Source organism: Xanthomonas sp. NCPPB 3218, assembly GCF_056725185.1.
In genome coordinates this window covers 2,096,949-2,116,076 of sequence record NZ_CM161516.1, presented here as the reverse complement: position 1 = coordinate 2,116,076, position 19,128 = coordinate 2,096,949, and the positions used below count along the sequence as shown (strand labels likewise).

The 19,128-nt window shown below is 65.7% G+C and carries 16 protein-coding genes and 1 tRNA gene; 13 read left to right on the top strand and 4 right to left on the bottom strand.

Annotated elements, in window-relative coordinates:
- Positions 1-98: 98 nt before the first annotated feature.
- On the top strand, positions 99-845 hold the full coding sequence (locus AC1PLS_RS09415; protein ID WP_481104416.1) for an NADPH-dependent F420 reductase: 747 nt from the start codon (positions 99-101) through the stop codon (positions 843-845).
- Positions 846-1,172: 327 nt separating this feature from the next.
- A complete protein-coding gene (locus AC1PLS_RS09410; RefSeq protein ID WP_065032283.1) occupies positions 1,173-2,084 on the top strand; it encodes an NmrA family NAD(P)-binding protein in 912 nt (303 codons plus the stop codon).
- A 224-nt stretch (positions 2,085-2,308) separates the two neighbouring features.
- Here the strand turns inward: AC1PLS_RS09410 and AC1PLS_RS09405 are convergent.
- Positions 2,309-2,385 (bottom strand) — tRNA-Arg (locus AC1PLS_RS09405).
- 135 nt (positions 2,386-2,520) lie between these two features.
- Here AC1PLS_RS09405 and amaB point away from each other — a divergent pair.
- The 8 genes from amaB to AC1PLS_RS09365 all read left to right on the top strand — a co-directional run bounded on the left by amaB (position 2,521) and on the right by AC1PLS_RS09365 (position 10,765).
- On the top strand, positions 2,521-4,053 hold the full coding sequence (amaB, locus tag AC1PLS_RS09400; RefSeq protein ID WP_102252462.1) for an L-piperidine-6-carboxylate dehydrogenase: 1,533 nt from the start codon (positions 2,521-2,523) through the stop codon (positions 4,051-4,053).
- A gap of 337 nt (positions 4,054-4,390) precedes the next feature.
- On the top strand, positions 4,391-4,675 hold the full coding sequence (locus AC1PLS_RS09395; RefSeq protein ID WP_016903110.1) for a DUF4190 domain-containing protein: 285 nt from the start codon (positions 4,391-4,393) through the stop codon (positions 4,673-4,675).
- Positions 4,676-4,677: 2 nt separating this feature from the next.
- Positions 4,678-5,445 carry a class I SAM-dependent methyltransferase gene (locus AC1PLS_RS09390; RefSeq protein ID WP_184434699.1) on the top strand — a complete coding sequence of 256 codons (768 nt, stop codon included), beginning with the start codon at positions 4,678-4,680 and terminating at the stop codon, positions 5,443-5,445.
- Between the two features lie 5 nt (positions 5,446-5,450).
- Complete coding sequence (locus tag AC1PLS_RS09385; protein WP_016903108.1) at positions 5,451-6,506, top strand: quinone-dependent dihydroorotate dehydrogenase; 1,056 nt, start codon at positions 5,451-5,453, stop codon at positions 6,504-6,506.
- Entirely contained in the window at positions 6,503-7,555 is a 1,053-nt protein-coding gene (murB, locus tag AC1PLS_RS09380) for a UDP-N-acetylmuramate dehydrogenase (protein WP_184434701.1), read from the top strand. The genes AC1PLS_RS09385 and murB overlap by 4 nt, the downstream gene beginning before the upstream one ends.
- On the top strand, positions 7,549-8,457 hold the full coding sequence (locus tag AC1PLS_RS09375) for a DMT family transporter (RefSeq protein ID WP_046342396.1): 909 nt from the start codon (positions 7,549-7,551) through the stop codon (positions 8,455-8,457). Before murB ends, AC1PLS_RS09375 begins: the two co-directional genes overlap by 7 nt.
- 139 nt (positions 8,458-8,596) lie before the next feature.
- Complete coding sequence (locus AC1PLS_RS09370; RefSeq protein WP_065032288.1) at positions 8,597-9,301, top strand: aspartate/glutamate racemase family protein; 705 nt, start codon at positions 8,597-8,599, stop codon at positions 9,299-9,301.
- Between the two features lie 165 nt (positions 9,302-9,466).
- Positions 9,467-10,765, top strand: a complete 1,299-nt coding sequence (locus AC1PLS_RS09365; protein ID WP_104576780.1) for an MFS transporter — start codon at positions 9,467-9,469, stop codon at positions 10,763-10,765.
- Between the two features lie 79 nt (positions 10,766-10,844).
- Here the strand turns inward: AC1PLS_RS09365 and AC1PLS_RS09360 are convergent, their stop codons facing one another.
- Together AC1PLS_RS09360 and ispG are read right to left on the bottom strand one after the other, a co-directional pair.
- Positions 10,845-11,543, bottom strand: a complete 699-nt coding sequence (locus tag AC1PLS_RS09360; RefSeq protein WP_065050070.1) for a phosphatase PAP2 family protein — start codon at positions 11,541-11,543, stop codon at positions 10,845-10,847.
- Entirely contained in the window at positions 11,524-12,789 is a 1,266-nt protein-coding gene (gene ispG, locus AC1PLS_RS09355) for a flavodoxin-dependent (E)-4-hydroxy-3-methylbut-2-enyl-diphosphate synthase (protein ID WP_016903102.1), read from the bottom strand. The genes AC1PLS_RS09360 and ispG overlap by 20 nt, the downstream gene beginning before the upstream one ends.
- Positions 12,790-12,909: 120 nt before the next feature.
- Between ispG and AC1PLS_RS09350 the strand changes: the two genes are divergently transcribed.
- Together AC1PLS_RS09350 and AC1PLS_RS09345 are read left to right on the top strand one after the other, a co-directional pair.
- Positions 12,910-14,136 carry an ATP-binding protein gene (locus AC1PLS_RS09350; protein WP_016903101.1) on the top strand — a complete coding sequence of 409 codons (1,227 nt, stop codon included), beginning with the start codon at positions 12,910-12,912 and terminating at the stop codon, positions 14,134-14,136.
- Positions 14,133-14,711, top strand: coding sequence for a response regulator transcription factor (locus AC1PLS_RS09345; RefSeq protein WP_184434704.1), 579 nt, complete (start codon positions 14,133-14,135; stop codon positions 14,709-14,711). Before AC1PLS_RS09350 ends, AC1PLS_RS09345 begins: the two co-directional genes overlap by 4 nt.
- A 1,038-nt stretch (positions 14,712-15,749) precedes the next feature.
- On the opposite strand, the gene AC1PLS_RS09340 is transcribed toward AC1PLS_RS09345, so the two are convergent.
- Positions 15,750-16,706 (bottom strand): glycoside hydrolase family 5 protein, encoded by a 957-nt coding sequence (locus AC1PLS_RS09340; protein ID WP_046342393.1) that lies wholly within the window; start codon positions 16,704-16,706, stop codon positions 15,750-15,752.
- Positions 16,707-17,187: 481 nt separating this feature from the next.
- Between AC1PLS_RS09340 and AC1PLS_RS09335 the strand changes: the two genes are divergently transcribed.
- Entirely contained in the window at positions 17,188-19,044 is a 1,857-nt protein-coding gene (locus tag AC1PLS_RS09335) for a putative bifunctional diguanylate cyclase/phosphodiesterase (protein WP_126966403.1), read from the top strand.
- The last annotated feature ends 84 nt before the right edge of the window (positions 19,045-19,128 follow it).

Genomic DNA, 19,128 nt, shown 5'->3' with positions numbered 1-19,128 from the left:
ATCCACCGCGCCCGCTCCAGTGAGTCGGGGCGGTGAACGGAGTGCTTCGCGCGGCTTGCCGCGCCTTTGGCAGCGATCGACCACTCAAAGGATAAACAATGAAAATAGGCATATTGGGAACCGGCCACATCGGCAAAACGCTCGTGAAGAAACTCAGTGCCGCAGGTCATGAAGTCAAAGTGGCCAATTCGCGAGGGCCGGAAACCATCAAGGGCGACATCCTTGGGCATGGTGCCCGTGCCGTCACGTCCCTGGAAGCGGTACAGGACGTGGACGTGGTGATTCTATCGACGCCCCTCGGTGCCATTCCAAAGATAGCCCCACTGTTTGCCAACCTGTCTGCCAATCCCGTTGTGATCGACACTTCCAACTACTACCCCAAGCGCGATGGTGAGATTGCGGAGATCGAGGCTGGGCTGACAGAGAGCGAATGGGTCGCAGCACAGCTTGGCCGCTCTATCGCCAAGGCGTGGAATGCCATCACCTCCGCGTCCTTCGCGGAGAAGGGTGTCCCTGCCGGCGCGGAGGGGCGAATCGCCATCCCCGTCGCTGCCAACGATGACCGTGCACGCGACATGGCGATGAGGCTGGTGGACGATACCGGACTTGACGCCGTCCATTCGGGACCGCTCAGCGAATCATGGCGCCAGCAGCCTGGATCGCCAAGCTATTGCACTGACCTCACGCGCGAGGAGCTGCCCCAGGCCTTGAAGGCTACCGACCGTGCACGCTTGCCTAAGCGCCGCGACCTGGCGATCGAGGCGATCATGGAGCGGGTTGGCGACGGAACCACCAACCCCGACTCGGAGTATGCCGTTCGCCTTACCCGGGCGCTCTTCATGTGAGCGTCGCAACGTGCCTTGAGGAGCTACCTCAGCGGCAGACTGCCGGCTGATGGGTCCGAAACATATCGTCTTTTGCAATCAAGCGCGCCCTGCCCTCTTCGGGCGTGGGCACCGCCGGCGAGGCATAACAGGTCGATGAAGCGTTGCTCATGGTTCGAACGGACCACTGCGGCGTTCCGGCTATGGGTGAGCCGCCACGATGGCGGCACTCTGCTGCCTCGCTAAGTGTCCCTGCTCTTTCGCCTTGGGACATGCACGACGCCCAGATTGCCCTAGCCGGATCGCGCGTGCCCTGCACAACCCAAAAGTCACCACTGGAAAACGTTTATGAGCCAAAGCACTCCTCTCATCTTCCTCATGGGTACCACTGGCCAGACCGGCCGCCTAATTTTACAAGAGTTCGACAAGAACCCAGGCGACGTGCGCGTTCGCATCGGCGTGCGCAAGCAGGAGGATCTGGAACGGCTGCGCGCTGAGGGCCGTGATGCCGTGTTATTCGACCTCGATGATCCACGCACCTTTGCCACTGCGCTCTGCGGTGTCGATCGCATGAACGTCCTGACCGGCTATACCATCGCCATGACTCACCAGACCAAGACCGTGGTGGACGCGGCGAAAAAGGCCGGCGTCCGGCACATCGTCAACCAGGGAGTCTTCGCGGCAGACGACGCTACCGATTCGAAGTATTGCTGGTTCGCGCTGGTCGAAGCCTACATCGAGGCCAGCGGCATTGCCTGGACGCACCTGCACCCCAACGTGTTTCTCGAAAACATGCTGAGTGTGTCGCCGCCGGTCGGAGGCACGTTCTCGGTTTATTGGGGTGAGAACCGAGTCGGCTATGTCGCGCTTCACGATCTGGCGGCAGTAACTGCCAAGGTCCTGCGCGAGGGTCCGGAACGCCACGGGTCCAAGAACTACTACCTCAGTACCGAAACCATGACCGGCGCAGAGCTTGCCGCCGCGTTTAGCGAGGTGCTCGACCGTCCGATTCACTGCAACATGCTCGGTGTCTCTGATGTGGAAGCGCATTTCAAGAAAGGTACTGTGGAAGTCGAGGACTGGTATGCCCGTAGCTCATTCGAGCTACTGACACAGTTCGCCGATGGACGCATGGGCTACATGGGTACGGTCAAGGACGACGTCCCCTATCTGCTGGGCCGGCCAGCAATCAACGTCCGTGCTTGGGCGGAAATGCACAAAACGCAGCTCCTGGCATTCGTTGATAGCCCTTCGACGTGAAGCAGGGCTAGAAGTGCTTGATCAGGTAGCGCCTGCTGCCCGGCCAGGAATCGTGGACCGGGTCATTGGGTTCTCAACGTCTGCGATGTCGGTGACCGACCCTGTGGCATCGCGAGGGCACAGGGTCCGGACACATGCAAGTTGGACATGGCCCGCCATACGACCCTTGGCAGTAGTCACGCAAAATGGGCAGTACGCGCGTGTCGCGCTAAACCACTGATTTCTGGTGACCCCGGCCCGATTCGAACGGGCGACCTTCCCCTTAGGAGGGGGACGCTCTATCCAGCTGAGCTACGGGGCCAAGGTGGGCATTGTCGCACGATCGTTGCGATTGCCAAGCCGGCGGGTGGTCGGCGGAGCCTGCTAAAATCGGCGGCTACCCGTGTCGTGGGGGGCCGCTGGCCGCCACGCGACCGTCCCGACCTTTGGAGATCCCATGTCCGCTGACCTGCTCAAGGCGCTCGACCTCGCCGCGTCCAATTCCGGTACCTATCTTGGCGAGGCGACCTGGTCGCAGGCCACCGGCGCCGGGGTGCTGCAGCCGCTCAATCCGACCACCAACGCGGTGATCGCCGAGGTGCAGGCCACCACGCCGGAAGACTACGAGCTGATCGTCCAGCGTGCGCAGGCCGCCTTCAAGGTGTGGCGGACCACGCCTGCGCCGCGCCGTGGCGAAGCCGTTCGCCTGTGTGGCGAGGCGCTGCGTGCGCACAAGGATGCGCTGGGCTCGCTGGTGGCGCTGGAAATGGGCAAGAGCAAGCCCGAGGGCGACGGCGAAGTACAGGAGATGATCGACATCGCCGACTTCGCGGTCGGCCAGAGCCGCATGCTGTACGGCTACACCATGCACTCGGAGCGCCCGGGCCACCGCATGTACGAGCAGTACCAGCCGCTGGGCCTGGTCGGCATCATTAGTGCGTTCAACTTCCCGGTGGCGGTGTGGGCGTGGAATGCGTTTCTGGCGGCCATCTGCGGCGATATCTGCATCTGGAAGCCGTCCAACAAGACCCCGCTGACCGCGATCGCGACGATGAAGATCTGCAATGCAGCATTGAAGGACGCCGGCTTCCCGGACATCTTCTTCCTGATCAACGATGCCGGCACGGCGCTGTCGCAGAAGTTGGTGGAAGACACCCGCATCCCGCTGATCAGCTTCACCGGTTCGACCCAGATCGGCCGCGTGGTTGCGGAAAAGGTCGCGCACCGCCTGGGGCGTTGCCTGCTGGAGCTGGGCGGCAACAACGCCATCATCCTGGACGAGACCGCCGACCTGAAGCTGGCCATCCCGGGCATCGTGTTCGGCGCGGTGGGCACCGCCGGGCAGCGCTGCACCACCACGCGCCGCCTGATCGTGCACGCATCCATCTACGACAACGTGCTGGCCACGCTGGTCAAGGCGTACAAGCAGCTCGACAGCAAGATCGGCGACCCGACCGACCCGGCAAACCTGATGGGCCCGCTCAACAGCCAGGGCGCGGTGGAGCAGTTCCTGGCCTCGATCGCCAAGGCCAAGGCCGCTGGCGGCACGGTCGAAGTGGGCGGCACCGCGATCGACCGCCCCGGCAACTTCGTGCTGCCGGCCATCGTCACCGGGCTGCAAAACAGCGACGCGGTGGTGCAGCACGAGACCTTCGCGCCGATCCTGTACGTGATGAAGTACAGCACGCTGGACGAGGCGATCGAGCTGCAGAACGGCGTGCCGCAGGGCCTGTCGTCGTCGATCTTCACCCAGAACCTGAAGGCGGCCGAGAAGTTCCTGTCGGCGGCCGGCAGCGACTGCGGCATCGCCAACGTCAACATCGGCACCTCGGGTGCGGAGATCGGCGGCGCGTTCGGTGGCGAAAAGGAGACCGGCGGTGGCCGCGAATCCGGTTCGGATGCGTGGAAGGTCTATATGCGTCGTCAGACCAATACGATCAACTACTCCGACTCGCTGCCGCTGGCGCAGGGCATCAAGTTCGATCTTTGATCGACGCGCAGGCGCGCCGGGCATCGAGCCGGCGCGCTGTCGCACGCGTACCGGAGCATGGCTGCCACGTTGTGCCTGCGCACGGCTCGGCCAATCAGCGGCGGCCTGGTGCCTGGATCATTTGCAGTGAGTCACGCAGTTGCGCACGACCTCGGTGCTCAACGTTTCATCGGCCGCTAGTCCCGATGTCGGGCACGGCCAGAGATGCAGCCTCGCCCATTCCGGTCAAAACCGGCCACGCACAGCGTCTGGCCGCAGACGGCACGCCATTCGGGCGGCGGCTCTGGGATAATCGGCCCACGCCAGCCGTCGGCTGCCGCCACTTCAGGAGTTCATGATGAACGTCGTCGTTCGACAGACCAGTGCCATGGCCATCGTCAGCCTGGTCTCGGGCATTCTCGGCTGGACGCTGATCCCGTTCCTCGGCAGCCTCTGCGCCATCATCACCGGCCACCTGGCGCGCGGCGAAATCCGCCGCAATCCGCAGGGGCTGGACGGCGACGGGCTGGCCATCGGCGGGCTGATTCTTGGCTGGCTGGCGGTCGCGCTCTGGGTGGCAGGGGTGGCGATCTTCATCCTGTTCTTCGGCGGCCTGGCCTGGCTTGCGGCCGCCAACAGTTGAGCATGGCCGCGCCCTCCTCCGCCCAACGCTTCAACGACCGCGTCGCGGCCTATGTGCGCTACCGGCCGAGCTATCCGCCGCAGCTGCTGCGCTGGCTGCACGAAGAGCTGGGCCTGACGCCGGCCACCGCAGTGGCCGATATCGGTGCCGGCACCGGCATCTCCAGCCGGCTGTTTCTGGAGGCCGGTTATCCGGTCACGGCGGTGGAACCCAACCCGGCCATGCGCGCAGCCGCGCAGCAGTGGCTGGCGGAGTTCCCCAAGTTCCGCGCGGTCGACGGCACCGCCGAGGCCACCGGGCTGGCCGATGCCAGCGTCGGCTTGGTGTCCGCGGCGCAGGCCTTTCACTGGTTCGACGTGCAGGCGGTGCGTGCCGAGTGGGCGCGCATCCTGCAGCCCGGCGGGCTGGCGGTGATCTACTGGAACAGCCGCGAGCTGGACACCACCGACTTCCTGCGCGGCTACGAGCAACTGCTGCTGGACTACGGCACCGACTATTCGGCCGTGGCCGAACGCTATCAGGACGATGCCACCATGCAGGCGTGGTTCGGCGAAGGCTTCCGCGCGATGACACGCTTTCCGAATGTGCAACGGCTGGACTTCGATGCCTTGCGCGGCCGGCTGCTGTCTTCGTCGTATGCCCCGCTCGCGCATGACCCACGCCATGTCCCGATGCTCGCCGCACTGCGCACGCTGTTCGACGCGCATGCACGCGACGGGCTGATCGACTTCCAATACCAAACCCGGGTGTTCGCCGGGGGATTGAACTGACCCGCATGTATTCGCTTGCCCGCCCCTTGCTGTTTTCCCTCGATGCCGAGCGCGCCCACGCGCTGGCATTGCGCTCCATCGATGTCGCCTACCGCACCGGCACCACGCCGCTGCTGGCCAAGCGCCCGGTGCCGCTGCCGACGCCGGCCTTCGGTCTGATATTTCCCAACCCGGTCGGGCTCGGTGCCGGCCTGGACAAGAACGGCGAGCACATCGATGCACTGCTTGCGCTGGGTTTCGGCTTCGTCGAGATCGGCACGGTGACGCCGCGGCCGCAGGAAGGCAATCCCAAGCCGCGCATGTTCCGCTTGCCGGAATACCAGGCGGTGATCAACCGCATGGGCTTCAACAACCTGGGCGTGGACGTGCTGGTGGCCAACGTGCAACGCGCGCGCCGGCGCGGCGGCCTGCTCGGCATCAACATCGGCAAGAACAAGGACACGCCCAACGAGGAAGCCACCAGCGACTACCGCTATTGCATGGAGCGCGTATACCCGCTGGCCGACTACATCACCGTTAACATTTCTTCGCCCAACACTGCCGGCTTGCGCGAGCTGCAGGAAGAACAGGCGCTGCGCCGGCTGATCGCCGATCTGCGCGACACCCAGGAAGCCCTGGCCGCGCAACACGGCAAGCGCGTGCCGATGCTGGTGAAGGTGGCGCCGGATCTCAACGACCGCGACATCGATGCGGCCGCGCGCGTGCTGGCCGATCTGGCGGTGGATGGCGTGATCGCCACCAATACCACGGTAACGCGCACCCTGATCGCCAACCATCCGCTGGCCGCCGAGGCCGGCGGCCTGTCGGGCGCGCCGCTGCTGGGGCAATCCACGCTGGTGCTGCGCCGCCTGCGCGCGCGTCTGCCCGAGTCGATCCCGTTGATCGGCGTGGGCGGCATCAACTCCGGTGCGGATGCGGTGGCCAAGATGGCAGCCGGCGCGACGCTGGTGCAGTGCTACAGCGGCCTGGTGTATCGCGGGCCGCCGCTGATCGGCGAATGCGTGGACGCGATCCGTCGCCGCCGCGAAGCGCCCAGCGGCGGTGCGGTGTCGCCGCTATGAGCGCTGCAACGCAGGCCGGCTGGCACTTGAGCGAACACGCGCCCCTGCGCGCGCTCAATACCTTTCATGTCGATGCCACGGCGCGCTGGTTGCTGAGCATCCACGCACCCGATGCCTTGCCGCAGGCGCTGGCAGCGCCGGAGATCGCCGGGCAAGCGCTGCTGGTGCTGGGCAGCGGCAGCAACGTGCTGCTGGCCGGCGACCCGCCGGGCTGCGTGCTGTGTTTCGAAAACCGCGACATCGCCATCATCGCGCACCACGCCGACCACGCCATCGTGCGCGCCGGTGCCGGCGTCAACTGGCACGCGCTGGTGCTGTATTCATTGCAGCAAGGCTTGTCGGGGCTGGAGAATCTGGCCTTGATTCCCGGCACCGTCGGCGCCTGCCCGATCCAGAACATCGGCGCATACGGCGCGCAGGTGGGCGACTTCATCCATGTGGTGGACGCTTTCGATCTGCATGCCCAGCAGTTCGTGCGGCTGACTGCGGCCGAGTGCGCCTTTGCCTATCGCGACAGCGTGTTCAAGCAGCAGCCGGAGCGTTATCTGATCGTCGCGGTGGAATTCAATCTGCCGCTGCTGCACGAGTTGCGGCTGGACTACGCCGGTATCCGCGAGGAGCTGGCCAGCATGGGCGCCGACCTGGCCGGTGCCGCCGATGTGGCGCAGGCGGTGATCAACATCCGTCGGCGCAAACTGCCGGACCCGGATGTGCTCGGCAATGCCGGCAGCTTCTTCAAGAATCCCTTGCTGCCCAGCGAGCAGATCGCCGCGCTGCAGGCCACCTTTGCCGATATGCCGGTCTACCCCGGCGAACAGCCCGGCCAGGGCAAGTTGTCGGCGGCCTGGTTGATCGAGCAGTGCGGCTGGAAGGGCCGGCGCGAAGGCGATGCCGGGGTGTCGCCGGATCACGCCCTGGTGCTGGTCAACTACGGCACCGCCAGCGGTGCCCAGCTGCTGGACTTTGCGCGCCGCATCGCCGAATCGGTGCGCGAGCGTTACTCGGTGATCCTGGAGCCGGAGCCGCGCATCATCGGAGCGCATTGGTGACAGCGCAGCAGGCATCACGACGTGCTGCGCTGTGGATGCTCACCAGTACCTTCGCCTTCGGCCTGATGGCCATCTGCATCCGGCTGGCGTCGGGCACGATCGCCACCACCGAGATCGCGTTCTTTCGCAATGCGTTCGGGCTGTTGGCCCTGTTGCCGCTGATCCTGCGCGCCGGCAAGGCGCCGCGCACGCGGCAATTGCCGCAGTACTTGGCACGCACCCTGATCGGCCTGGCCTCGATGCTGTGCGGGTTCTGGGCGATCGGCCACCTGCCGTTGTCGCAGGCGATCTCGCTGTCGTATTCCACCCCGTTGTTCGTCACCGTGCTGGCCGTGGTGTGGCTGCACGAACAGGTGCGCCTGCGCCGCTGGCTGGCGGTGGCGGCCGGATTCATCGGCGTGTTGGTGATCCTGCGGCCGGGCTCGTCGACCTTTACGCCCGGCCTGCTGATTGCGCTGCTGGCAGCGGTGATCAGCGCCGTGGTGGCGATCCAGATCAAGCAGCTCTCGCGCAGCGACGACTCGGACACCGTGGTGTTCTACACCTATGTGTTCTGGGTGCCGATGTCGCTGATTCCGGCACTGTTTCAGTGGAGCTGGCCGCAGGGCATCGACTGGCTCTGGCTGGCGGCGACCGGCATCTTCGGCACCGCCGGCCAGCTGTTCTGGACGCGCGCGCTCAAGCTGGGCGAAGTCTCCGCACTACAGCCGATCAGCTTCATGCAGCTGCCGCTGGTGGCGCTGCTGGGCTGGTGGCTGTTCGGCGAGGCGATCGAACACCATACCCTGATCGGTGCGGCCATCATCATCTGTGCCAATGTCTACATCGCCCATCGTGAAAGCGTGCTGGCGCGTCGCGCCGCCACGCACGCACCGCTGGAAGGCGCAAAACCGGGCGAGTGATCGAGCGTCTGCGAGCGGCCTGACCGTCTGCAAGATGGCGTGGCGACGATGCCGACGTACACTGCGCTGGTACGCGCTCCCCGGCCATCGAAGGGGCGATGCGCACCCACTTCGTTGACGGTTCCAAGGTGAGGTCGGCATGCCGGTTCCAAGCAAGACCATCGGCCTGATCGGCGGCATGAGCTGGGAATCCACCCTGCCCTATTACCGCATCATCAACCAGCGGGTGCGCCTGGCCTGCGGCGGCCTGCATTCGGCCAGGCTGTTGCTGTACAGCGTCAATTTCCATGAGATCGAGCGCCTGCAACACGCCGGCGACTGGGACGGCGCAGGCCAGGCAATGGCGGCAGCGGCGCGCGCGCTGCATGCCGGCGGTGCCGACTTCCTGGTGCTGTGCACCAACACCATGCATTGCGTTGCAGATGCGATCACCTCCGCAACGCCGCTGCCCTTGCTGCATATCGCCGATGCCACCGCCGATGCGTTGATTGCCGCAGGGGTCATCCGGGTCGGGCTGCTCGGCACGCGTTTCACCATGGAACAGCCGTTCTATCGCGAGCGCCTGGCTGCGCGTGGCCTGCAGGTGCTGGTACCGCCGGCCGACGCACGCGCGCAACTGCATCGGGTGATCTACGACGAACTCTGCCAGGGCATCATCCGGCCGGAGTCGCGCGGCTATTTCCGCCAGGTCATGGCCGACCTCGGCCAGGAGGGTGCGCAAGCGATCATCCTGGGCTGCACCGAGATTTCGCTGTTGGTGGACAGCACCGATGCGCAGCTGCCGTTGTTCGACACCACCGCACTGCATGCCGAAGCGGCGGCGCACGCAAGTGTGCGCGACTGATCGGCACCGAAGGCGCAGCCAGCGCGCCTTTCCCGAAGTGCATGCGCCTGGCCGTGGCGGGCAAGCGTGCAAGCTGGGCATTGCCGCAGCAATGGCACGGATGACTCATACCTCACTGCTCCAGCACGCGCATGCGCGCGGGCACCTGCCACAGGATGTCATGCCTTGAAGACCCCTTCCGCAACAGGCACTGCACCCACAAGCCAGCTCACACGCGGCGATTACAAGACCCTGGCCCTGTCCGCGCTGGGCGGCGCGCTGGAATTCTACGACTTCATCATCTTCATCTTCTTCGCGACGGTGCTGGGAGAGCTGTTCTTTCCGCCGGGCATACCGGACTGGATGCGGCAGTTGCAGACCTTCGGCATCTTTGCTGCCGGCTACCTGATCCGTCCGCTGGGCGGGATCGTGATGGCGCACTTCGGCGATCTGCTCGGTCGCAAGCGCATGTTCGCGCTGAGCATCGGATTGATGGCCTTGCCGACGCTGGCCATCGGCGTGCTGCCGACCTACGCGCAGATCGGCCTGGCCGCCCCGCTCCTGCTGCTGACGATGCGGTTGCTGCAGGGTGCGGCCATCGGCGGCGAAGTTCCCAGTGCATGGGTCTTCGTCGCAGAACACGTGCCTGCGCAACGCAGGGGACTGGCCTGCGGAACACTGACCGCCGGCCTGGCAGCCGGCGTGTTGCTCGGTTCGCTCAGCGCCGGGGCGATCAATCGCGCCTTCACGCCGCAGGAAATCGCCGACTATGCCTGGCGCCTGCCGTTTTTGGCCGGCGGCCTCTTCGGCCTGCTTTCCGTGTATCTGCGGCGCTGGCTGCACGAAACGCCGGTGTTCGCCGAGCTGATGGCGATGCGTGCCGTCGCGCGTGAAACGCCGCTCAAGCTGGTGCTGCGCGATCATCCACGCAGTGTGGCGCAGTCGTTGTGGCTGACCTGGATGGTGGCAGCCGGGGTGCTGGTGGTGTCGTTGATGACGCCGACGCTGCTGCAGAGCGCGTACCACTACCCGGCAGCGGTCGCCTTGCAGGCCAACCTGCTCGCGGTCCTGCTGCAGGCGATCGGCTCGATCGTGGCCGGCGCCTTGTCCGATCGCTACGGCAACGGACGCGTGCTGCTTGCCGGCAGCGTGTTCCTGGGCGCCAGTGCCTGGCTGTTCTATCGCCTGGCCGGTGATCCGCAGTTGCTGTTCCCGCTGTACGCCCTGCTGGGCGCGGCGCTCGGCGTCCTGGGAGCGGTTCCGCGCGTCATGGTCGAAGCGTTTCCTCCGGTGGTGCGCCTGTCCGGCGTGTCGTTCGCCTACAACCTGGGCTATGCGGTATTCGGTGGCCTGACCCCGCTGGTGGTGGTGATGTTGCTCAAGCAACACCCGATGGGCCCGGCGTATTACATGATTCTGCTGGCCGCAATCGGCAGCGTGATCGGGCTGCAGTTGTGGCGCCGGGAGCGCGTACGTCGTTACTGAGTCGAACGCCGTGCCGGTCTGCGTCAGTCCCGGTCACACGCCTGCGCCGACCACGTTCGACGTCGGCCCGGCCGTACCCTCAGGCCGAGGTGAGATGGCGGCGCCAATGCGGCCGCCGTGCGCCGCGAAACATCACCAGATACAGCCCGACCACCCATACCAGCGCGGCCGACCAGCCGCCCAGGATATCGGAGGGATAATGCACGCCCAGGTAGATCCGCGACACGCCGACCAGCACCGCGAACAGGCTGGCGGCAGTGGTCACCGGCCAGCGCCAGCGCGTGTTCCAGGCCAGCGCGATGACCACCGCAGCGAGCGTCATCGAGCCCATCGCATGCCCGCTGGGAAAGCTGAAAGTGCTTTCCGGGGCGATCGATTCCCACAGGCTCGGGCGGTCGCGCTGGAACACCTGCTTGGCGCCCATATTCAACAAGGCCGAGCCGCCAAAGCCGAGTGCGGCAAAGGTTCCCTCGCGCCAGCGCCGCAACATCAGCAACACCAGCACGATGGCGATATCGGCCGGGATCACCCCGTACTGGTAGCCGATCTTGGAGACCACCCCGAAAAACGCATCCAGCCCCGGCGTGGCGATGCTGCGCATGCTCCACAGCAGGGGTTCGTCGAAATAGAAATTTTCCAGCTCGTGGACTTCGTCGGCCAGGTCGACGAACAAGCCCAACGGCAACAGCACGCCGGCAAACAGCAACGCCATGCGCCACGCATTGCTGCGCAGCCATCCCCTGAAACCGGCCGGCGATTCAGCCGGCGCGGCGGACATAGGTACGTTCGACGTACTGATCGATCAGATCGATGAACTCATAGGCGATGTTTTCGCCACGCAAGGTGACGCTTTTTTCGCCATCGATGAACACCGGTGCCGACGGCGCCTCTCCGGTGCCCGGCAACGAGATGCCGATGTTGGCGTGGCGCGATTCGCCCGGCCCGTTGACCACGCAGCCCATCACCGCCAGGGTCATGTTTTCCGCGCCGGGGTTGCTGATCTTCCACTCCGGCATCTTGGCGCGCACATGGTTCTGCACCACGCCGGCCAGTTCCTGGAAGAACTCGGAGGTGGTGCGGCCGCAGCCCGGGCAGGCCGTGACCATTGGGGTGAAGGCGCGCTGGCCGGTGGTCTGCAGCAGTTCCTGCGCGACGATCACTTCCTGGGTGCGCGACTGGCCCGGTTCCGGCGTCAGCGAGATGCGGATGGTGTCGCCGATGCCTTCCTGCAACAGCACGCTCAGCGCGGCGGCGGAGGCCACGATGCCCTTGCTGCCGATGCCGGCCTCTGTCAGGCCCAGATGCAGCGCAAAGTCGCAGCGGCTCGCCATGTCGCGATACACCGCGATCAGCTCCTGCACACCGGATACCTTGGCCGACAAAATGATGCGCTCGCGCGCCAGCCCCAGTTCCACCGCGCGCTCGGCCGAATCCACTGCCGAACGGATCAAGGCCTCGCGCAGCACGCGGCCGGCATCCCAGGGCGTGGCGCGCTGCGAGTTCTCGTCCATCAGCTGCGCAGCCAGCGACTGGTCCAGCGAGCCCCAGTTGGCACCGATACGTACCGGTTTGTCGTACTTGATCGCGAACTCGATCAACTGCGCGAACTGCAGGTCCTTCTTCTTGCCGAAGCCGACATTGCCCGGATTGATGCGGTACTTGGCCAGCGCTTCGGCGCAGGCCGGCTCGGCGGCGAGCAACTGGTGACCGTTGTAATGGAAGTCGCCGATCAACGGCACCTCGATCCCCATCATGCGCAGCTTGTCGACGATGCGCGGAATGGCCGCGGCCGACTCGGCATTGTTGACGGTCAGGCGCACCATTTCCGAGCCGGCGCGCCACAGGTCGGCCACCTGCTTGACGCTGCCGGCGATGTCGGCGGTATCGGTATTGGTCATCGACTGGACGACCACCGGGTGGCCGCCGCCCACAGTCACGCTGCCGATCTTGACGGCCTGGGTGATGCGGCGCGGCCAGGCGGTGGCGTCGGCGGGAGGGGTTGGGCGAGTCACGGCGTCGTACATCGCGGTATTTTAGCCTGTCATCGGTCCGCTCGCAGCTGAAGCGCTGCGCAGGCCGTCTTCCGGGCCGATGCGACGGTTTGTCGCAGGCCGCCACGCCCCCGAGCGCATAGCATTGCCGTGATGAATTCCTCAGACGCCTCCTTCCTGCGGACCCTGTGCAGCCTGCGCTGGCTGGCCACCGCCGGCCAGGCCGCCACCATCCTGGTCGCCACCGGCCTGATGGGCCTGGACCTGCCGCAGCAACCCTTGTGGGCCGGCGTGGCCGCACTGGCGGTGTTCAACCTGTATGCGCAACTGCGGGTGGCCCACCGCGGCGCGGTCAGCCCGGCCACCGAGTTCGGCCACATCCTGGTCGATGTCACCGTACTGACCTGGATGGTGGGCTGGAGCGGCGGCATCGCCAACCCGTTCGGCTCGCTGTTCCTGGTGCTGATCGCGCTGGCCGCGCTGGCCCTGCCGCTGGGCTGGGCGATGGCCGTGGCGGCATCCTGTGTGGCCGGCTATGTGATCAGTGCGGCGTTCGGCCTGCCGCTGCCCTACGGCAGCTTCGACCCGCTCAGCCTGCACATGTGGGGCATGGCCGCCAACTTCCTGCTGTCGACGGTGGTGGTGCTGGCCTTCGCCACCCGGCTGGCCTTGTCGATGCGCGAGCGCGAGCGCGAGATCTCCACGCTGCGCGAGCGCTTTGCGCGTAACGAGGGCATCGTCGCGCTGGCCACGCATGCGGCCTCGGTGGCGCATGAGCTCAACACGCCGCTGGCGACGATGACCCTGCTGGTCGACGACATCGCCGACCAATGCGACCAGGGCGAATTGCGCGAGGATCTGGACACCCTGCGCGAGCTGCTGGTGCAGTGCCACGAGCGCGTGCTGGCGCTGGCAGCACCGGCCGACAACGGCCACCTCAGCCGCGAGGTGGCGGTCAAGGACGTGCTGGAACAATGGCGGCTGGTGCGCCCGACCATCGAGCTGCGCCGCAACGACGACGCACCGATGCGCCTGCTGCTGCAGCCAGGCGTCAGCCATCTGCTGATGGTGCTGCTCAACAATGCGGCCGATGCCGGCGAACGTGCCGGCCGGCCGCAGATCGATCTCACCCTGCGCGTGGAGCAGGACCATCTCAGCGGCGAAGTCCGCGACTATGGTCCGGGCTTCGACACCTCGCAGGCCATGTTGCCGGGCACCTTGTTCAACAGCGGCAAGCACGACGGCATGGGCGTCGGGCTGGCGCTCTCGCACGCCACCGTCGAGCGGCTGCAGGGCGAGTTGTGGATGCTGCCCGCCGAAGGCAGCGGCGCCCGCGTCGGTTTCCGTCTGCCGCTCTCCGAACACGAGGCACTCGCATGACAACCACTCCCCTGCGTACCGGCCTGCTGGTCGACGACGACACCTTGTACCTGCGCACGCTGCAGCGCAGCCTCGCCCGCCGCGGCGTGGAAACCCTGACCGCCACCGACGCGGCCAGTGCCCTGTCGACCGCACGCAGCGCCTTGCCCGATTTCGCCTTGATCGATCTCAAGCTCGGCCACGATTCCGGCTTGAGCCTGATCCAGCCGCTGCGCGAGATCCGCGCCGACATGCGCATCCTGCTGGTCACCGGCTATGCGAGCATCGCCACCGCGGTGGAGGCGATCAAGCTCGGCGCCGACGACTACCTGCCCAAGCCGGCCAATATCCCCACCATCATGCGGGCGCTGGGCGAAGAGGACGACGAGCTGCCGGAGCCGGACGAAGAAGAAACCGCGCGGGAAATGATGACACCGCTCAGCCGCCTGCAGTGGGAGCACATCCAGCAGGCGCTGCACGAAACCGGCGGCAATGTCTCCGCCGCCGCACGCCTGCTCGGCATGCACCGCCGCTCGCTGCAGCGCAAGCTGACCAAGCGGCCAAGCCCGGGGCCGTTACGCGAGCCCGGGCGTTGAGGCCTGACATCGAGACGTTGAACCATTGCGTTTTTCAGGCGCTACCCGCGGCTTGATTCCGTTCAACCATGGCGCTGTTTTTGGCGAGATCCGATACATAGCTCAAACGCTCGGTGAGTCGACAGCGCGGTGCCCTCGCCGCTTGCGGGACACGCCGTGCATCCGTCCATGGAGGCTCCTTGGCGGCGTCCATGCCGCCAAGGGTCCCGCAACCGGCAAGAACACCGCGCCGGACAGTTGGCCGGCTGCTTTCTTGAAAGCGTGTTGCTCGGCTTGCGGCAGCAGCTGCGACGTTTGCAGCTTGCGTGTTGAAAGCCCGTTTGCTGCTCGGCTTGCGACGCGAAAATGGTCAGAGGTTGATCAACCGCTTAGTGATCCGACCGGTGCACGTCCTGCGTCGCTTCCACTATGACACCGACCATCTCGACTGGTCCTTGCCCGCCCACCGTCGCGGGACCTTACGCGGCATGGATGCCGCGTAAGAGCCTACAAGGATGTACTTGTGGCGTGTCCTGCGATGGTGGGCGGGCAAGGGACCTGCAGCTAATTCACAGCGTCGAGGGCGCGGCAAGGACACCGCACCGGTTGCCGGCTGTTTTGTTGAAAACCATGCATACCGACCAGCTCGACAGGTCCTTGTCCGCCCACCGTCGCGGGACCTTACGCGGCATGGATGCCGCGTAAGAGCCTACATGGACGTACTTGCGGCGTGTCCTGCGATGGTGGGCGGGCAAGGGCCCTGCAGCCAACTCACAGCGTCGAGAACACAGCGAGGACACCGCACCGGTTGCCGGCTGTTTTGTTGAAAACCATGCATACCGACCATCTCGACTGGTCCTTGTCCGCCCACCGTCGCGGAACCTTACGCGGCATGGATGCCGAGTAAGAGCCTACAGGGACGTACTTGCAGCGTGTCCCGCGATGGTGGGCGGGCAAGGGCCCTGCAGCCAAGCCGCAGTTCAACTGCGCTGCAGCTCTGCAGCAAACTATCCAGGCATCCCGAAAACCAGAGACGCTGACCGCAGGGCGTCACTACTCTCAACGTGGTCCGAACACGCTCGCCCTGCGCGAGGTCGCAGTAATGCCATCGGCGCCGAGGATCAGGTTGCGCCCCCAGCTGCTGAGGCGCGTGGCGTTCCAGCCGATTGCGATATCCAGCGATTGCGTGCTGCTGTCATTTCCCGACCACGACCAGCCCAGATAGCCGACGTTGTAGTCGCGGGCACGGCGCATGATCGCTGCCTCGTCCACATGCGCGCCGCGATGGTCCCCACCGAACTCGCCGATCACCAGCGCCAGCTTTTTATCGCGGAAGGCGCGCAGATAATTGTTGACCGTCGCATCGCTGCCGAACACTTCGTACATGTGGACGCTGAAGATCAGGTTGCGGCGGCTGTCGCGCGCCAGCAACGCGGCAGCGTTGTCGCGCATGTAGAACTTCCAGTCCTGGCCCCAGTTCGGCGCATCCACCATCAGAGCGTGAGTCAATCCGGCCTTGCGCAATGCGGCGATTGCGGTTGCATGGCCGTTGACCCATTCGCTGGCGCTCAACTGATTGCCGAACGGCTCGTTGCCGATGTTGATGATGACCTGGTCTTCGTTGCCAATCAGCGCCTTGCGGATGCTGGTCCAGTACGCAGTAGCGTGGGCCAGGCCAGCGGCAGCGCCGTCTTCGCCATAGCCAGTGGTGTCGTGCACTTCCAGCACCGCGATCAGGCCCAGGCTTTTGCAACGCGCGATGATGCGCGACACCTCGGCCTCCGGCGTGCGGTTCCAGCGATAACCGGAACTGAGCACCACGCGCACGCTATTGGCGCCGGTGGCAGCGATGGCTGCCAGGGCCGCGTCGGTGCGGCTCGCGTACCAGGCATGCGGCAGATTGACGCCACGCAGGACCACGGTGTTGCCATTGGACTCACGCAGTTGTGTGCCGGACACCGACAGCCCCGCGTGCGCGGCAGACGACACTGCCAGGCCTGCAACGACCAGCAGCATGCGGTGGGCAAAACGAGACAACGGTGATTTCACGATCGATTTTTCCAGACAGAGGGGAGGAGGACGAGCGATGACGGCACTCACAGTGCGCGTGAACACTGTGTCAATTTGACGTGCCAGCCGATGCAACCCCTGTCACATATCGAACAAGCGCCGAAACAAGTGCGCTGAACGATTACGTTGTTGTGGGGGACAAGGCAGGCGCACCCTCAGTCATCGGCGAGGGGGCGGCAATGTTTAGCGGTCGTGCGCCAGCGCCGACCACGACGCCGCACGTTTGCTTACATCACGCATGACGCGTGAGTCAGAGCGACCGTCGACCTGGCGCGTAGGCCGCCTCGTCATGCTGTGGCCTGATGCCATCGCACCGCTGTTGTCCCTGCAGCGGCGTTGGCGCAGCCATCGCGCGGCAATGCCGCCTCAACTGAACGCCACCTAGCAGCGTCGATCAAGGGATTACGCTTCAGGCCGATAGAAGCACATGCAATCGGTGCTTGCTCCTGCCAATTCCCCTCTTCCGCCCGTGGTCGACGAGTCGACCCGGTTGTCCGTCCTGCGTGGCCTGTGCCTGCTGGACTCGCCGCCGGACCCGGTGTTCGAGACCATCGCCGCCATGGCCGCCCGCAACCTTGGCGCAGAAATCGCGCTGGTGTCGCTGGTGGATGAGCATCGTCAGTGGTTCAAGGCCCGCATCGGCCTGGAACCGCAGGAAACGCCGCGCGACCAGGCGTTCTGCGCGCATGCGATCCGTGCCCCCGAGGTGATGGTAGTGCCCGACGCGCAACTGGATCCGCGCTTTTGCGACAACCCGCTGGTGCTGGGGCCACCCTTCATCCGCTTCTACGCCGGCGCGCCGCTGACGCTGCGCGACGGCCACCGCATCGGCACCTTGTGCGTGATCGGGACAAGCCCGCGTCCGGGCCTGGACGCCGAAGCGATCACCCAACTGGAAGGCCTGCGCGACCTGGCGGTGCTGCGGGTGGAAAACCTGCGCAGCACCACCTACCGCGACGGACCGACCGGGCTGCCCAATCGGTCGCGCTTTGCCGAAGACCTGGATGCCTGGCTGTCGCAACGCGATAGCGCGCCGGCCACTACCGCGGTGGCGGTCGACATCTGCGGCAGCGATTACTTCCGTGACATGGTCAAGGCGCTAGGCTGGGATTATGCCGACGGTTATGTGGCGATCGCGCAGCGTCGGCTGGCAGCGTATCTGCCCGCCGGCACCGCGCTGTATCGGCTGGACCCGACCACCTTCGGCTTTCTGGCCCAGGCCGAAACGCAGCGTCTGTCCGCGCTGTGCACCAAGGTCTCCAAGGCCTTTGCCGAAACGCTGGAACATCAGGGCATTCCGCATACCGCAGTGGCCTCGATCGGCGCGGTCTCGCTGCAGACCAGCTATGGCGCGGCCGACACCATCCGCTCACTGACCACCTCGGTGGACATCTCGCGCGAACGCGGCGTGCCGTGGAGCATGTACGAGCGCAAGCACGACGTGGCCCAGCGCAATACCTTCCGCCTGCTGGCTTCCCTGCCCGCCGCGCTGGACAGCGCCAGCCAGCTGCGCCTGCACTACCAGCCGCGCGTGGACCTGCACGATCACCGCTGCGTCGGAGTGGAGGCGCTGCTGCGCTGGCAGCATCCGATGATCGGCCCGGTGATGCCCGCCGACTTCGTGCCGATGGCCGAAAAAACCGCGTTGATCAACCGCATTACCGCCTGGGTCATCGACAACGGCATCGCCCAGGCCGCGCGCTGGCAGCAACAGGGCCTGGATTTCAACCTGGCCCTGAACGTGTCGGCCGCCGATCTGGACCGGCCCGGATTCGTCGGCCTGCTGCGGCGTGGCCTGGAGCGCCACAACCTGGATCCGCGCCGGCTGGAGATCGAATTCACCGAAAGCGCGATGATCCGCCACCCCGAGCATCTGGCCGAGCAATTGGCGGCCATCGCGGCGCTGGGCGTGCATATCGCCATCGACGACTTCGGCACCGGCTACAGCAATTTCAGCTATCTCAAGCAGCTGCCGGCCAGCTCGTTGAAGATCGATCAATCCTTCATCCGCTCATTGCCGGACAACCGCACCGACCGCACCCTGGTGCCGGCGATGATCCAGCTCGGCCACAGCCTGGGCCAGCGCGTGGTCGCCGAAGGCATCGAGTCGGCGGAGGCCTACGCGCAGCTGCGCACCTGGGGCTGCGACGAAGGTCAGGGCTACTGGATCGCCAAGCCGATGCCGGCGGCCGCACTGGAAACCTGGCTGCAAACGCCGTGGCATGAGCAGCTGGAAGCGCCGGTCAATCTGCTCGCCGCAAGCCTGGCCGCGGCGCGGGTGTAAGCGAAAGCAGCACAGCAGCCAAAACGCACGCGGCGCGACACCTGAGTGTCGCGCCGCGTGCGCACAACCAATTTCAGCGGACTG

Bases quoted from the DNA above. Each gene is read 5' to 3' on its own strand.
- AC1PLS_RS09360 (WP_065050070.1), bottom strand. From the start codon at position 11,543: ATGTCCGCCGCGCCGGCTGAATCGCCGGCCGGTTTCAGGGGATGGCTG.
- murB (WP_184434701.1), top strand. From the start codon at position 6,503: ATGAGCGCTGCAACGCAGGCCGGCTGGCACTTGAGCGAACACGCGCCC.
- ispG (WP_016903102.1), bottom strand. From the start codon at position 12,789: ATGTACGACGCCGTGACTCGCCCAACCCCTCCCGCCGACGCCACCGCC.
- AC1PLS_RS09345 (WP_184434704.1), top strand. From the start codon at position 14,133: ATGACAACCACTCCCCTGCGTACCGGCCTGCTGGTCGACGACGACACC.
- AC1PLS_RS09415 (WP_481104416.1), top strand. From the start codon at position 99: ATGAAAATAGGCATATTGGGAACCGGCCACATCGGCAAAACGCTCGTG.
- AC1PLS_RS09335 (WP_126966403.1), top strand. From the start codon at position 17,188: ATGCAATCGGTGCTTGCTCCTGCCAATTCCCCTCTTCCGCCCGTGGTC.
- AC1PLS_RS09390 (WP_184434699.1), top strand. From the start codon at position 4,678: ATGGCCGCGCCCTCCTCCGCCCAACGCTTCAACGACCGCGTCGCGGCC.
- amaB (WP_102252462.1), top strand. From the start codon at position 2,521: ATGTCCGCTGACCTGCTCAAGGCGCTCGACCTCGCCGCGTCCAATTCC.
- AC1PLS_RS09370 (WP_065032288.1), top strand. From the start codon at position 8,597: ATGCCGGTTCCAAGCAAGACCATCGGCCTGATCGGCGGCATGAGCTGG.
- AC1PLS_RS09350 (WP_016903101.1), top strand. From the start codon at position 12,910: ATGAATTCCTCAGACGCCTCCTTCCTGCGGACCCTGTGCAGCCTGCGC.
- AC1PLS_RS09385 (WP_016903108.1), top strand. From the start codon at position 5,451: ATGTATTCGCTTGCCCGCCCCTTGCTGTTTTCCCTCGATGCCGAGCGC.
- AC1PLS_RS09395 (WP_016903110.1), top strand. From the start codon at position 4,391: ATGAACGTCGTCGTTCGACAGACCAGTGCCATGGCCATCGTCAGCCTG.
- AC1PLS_RS09410 (WP_065032283.1), top strand. From the start codon at position 1,173: ATGAGCCAAAGCACTCCTCTCATCTTCCTCATGGGTACCACTGGCCAG.
- AC1PLS_RS09340 (WP_046342393.1), bottom strand. From the start codon at position 16,706: ATGCTGCTGGTCGTTGCAGGCCTGGCAGTGTCGTCTGCCGCGCACGCG.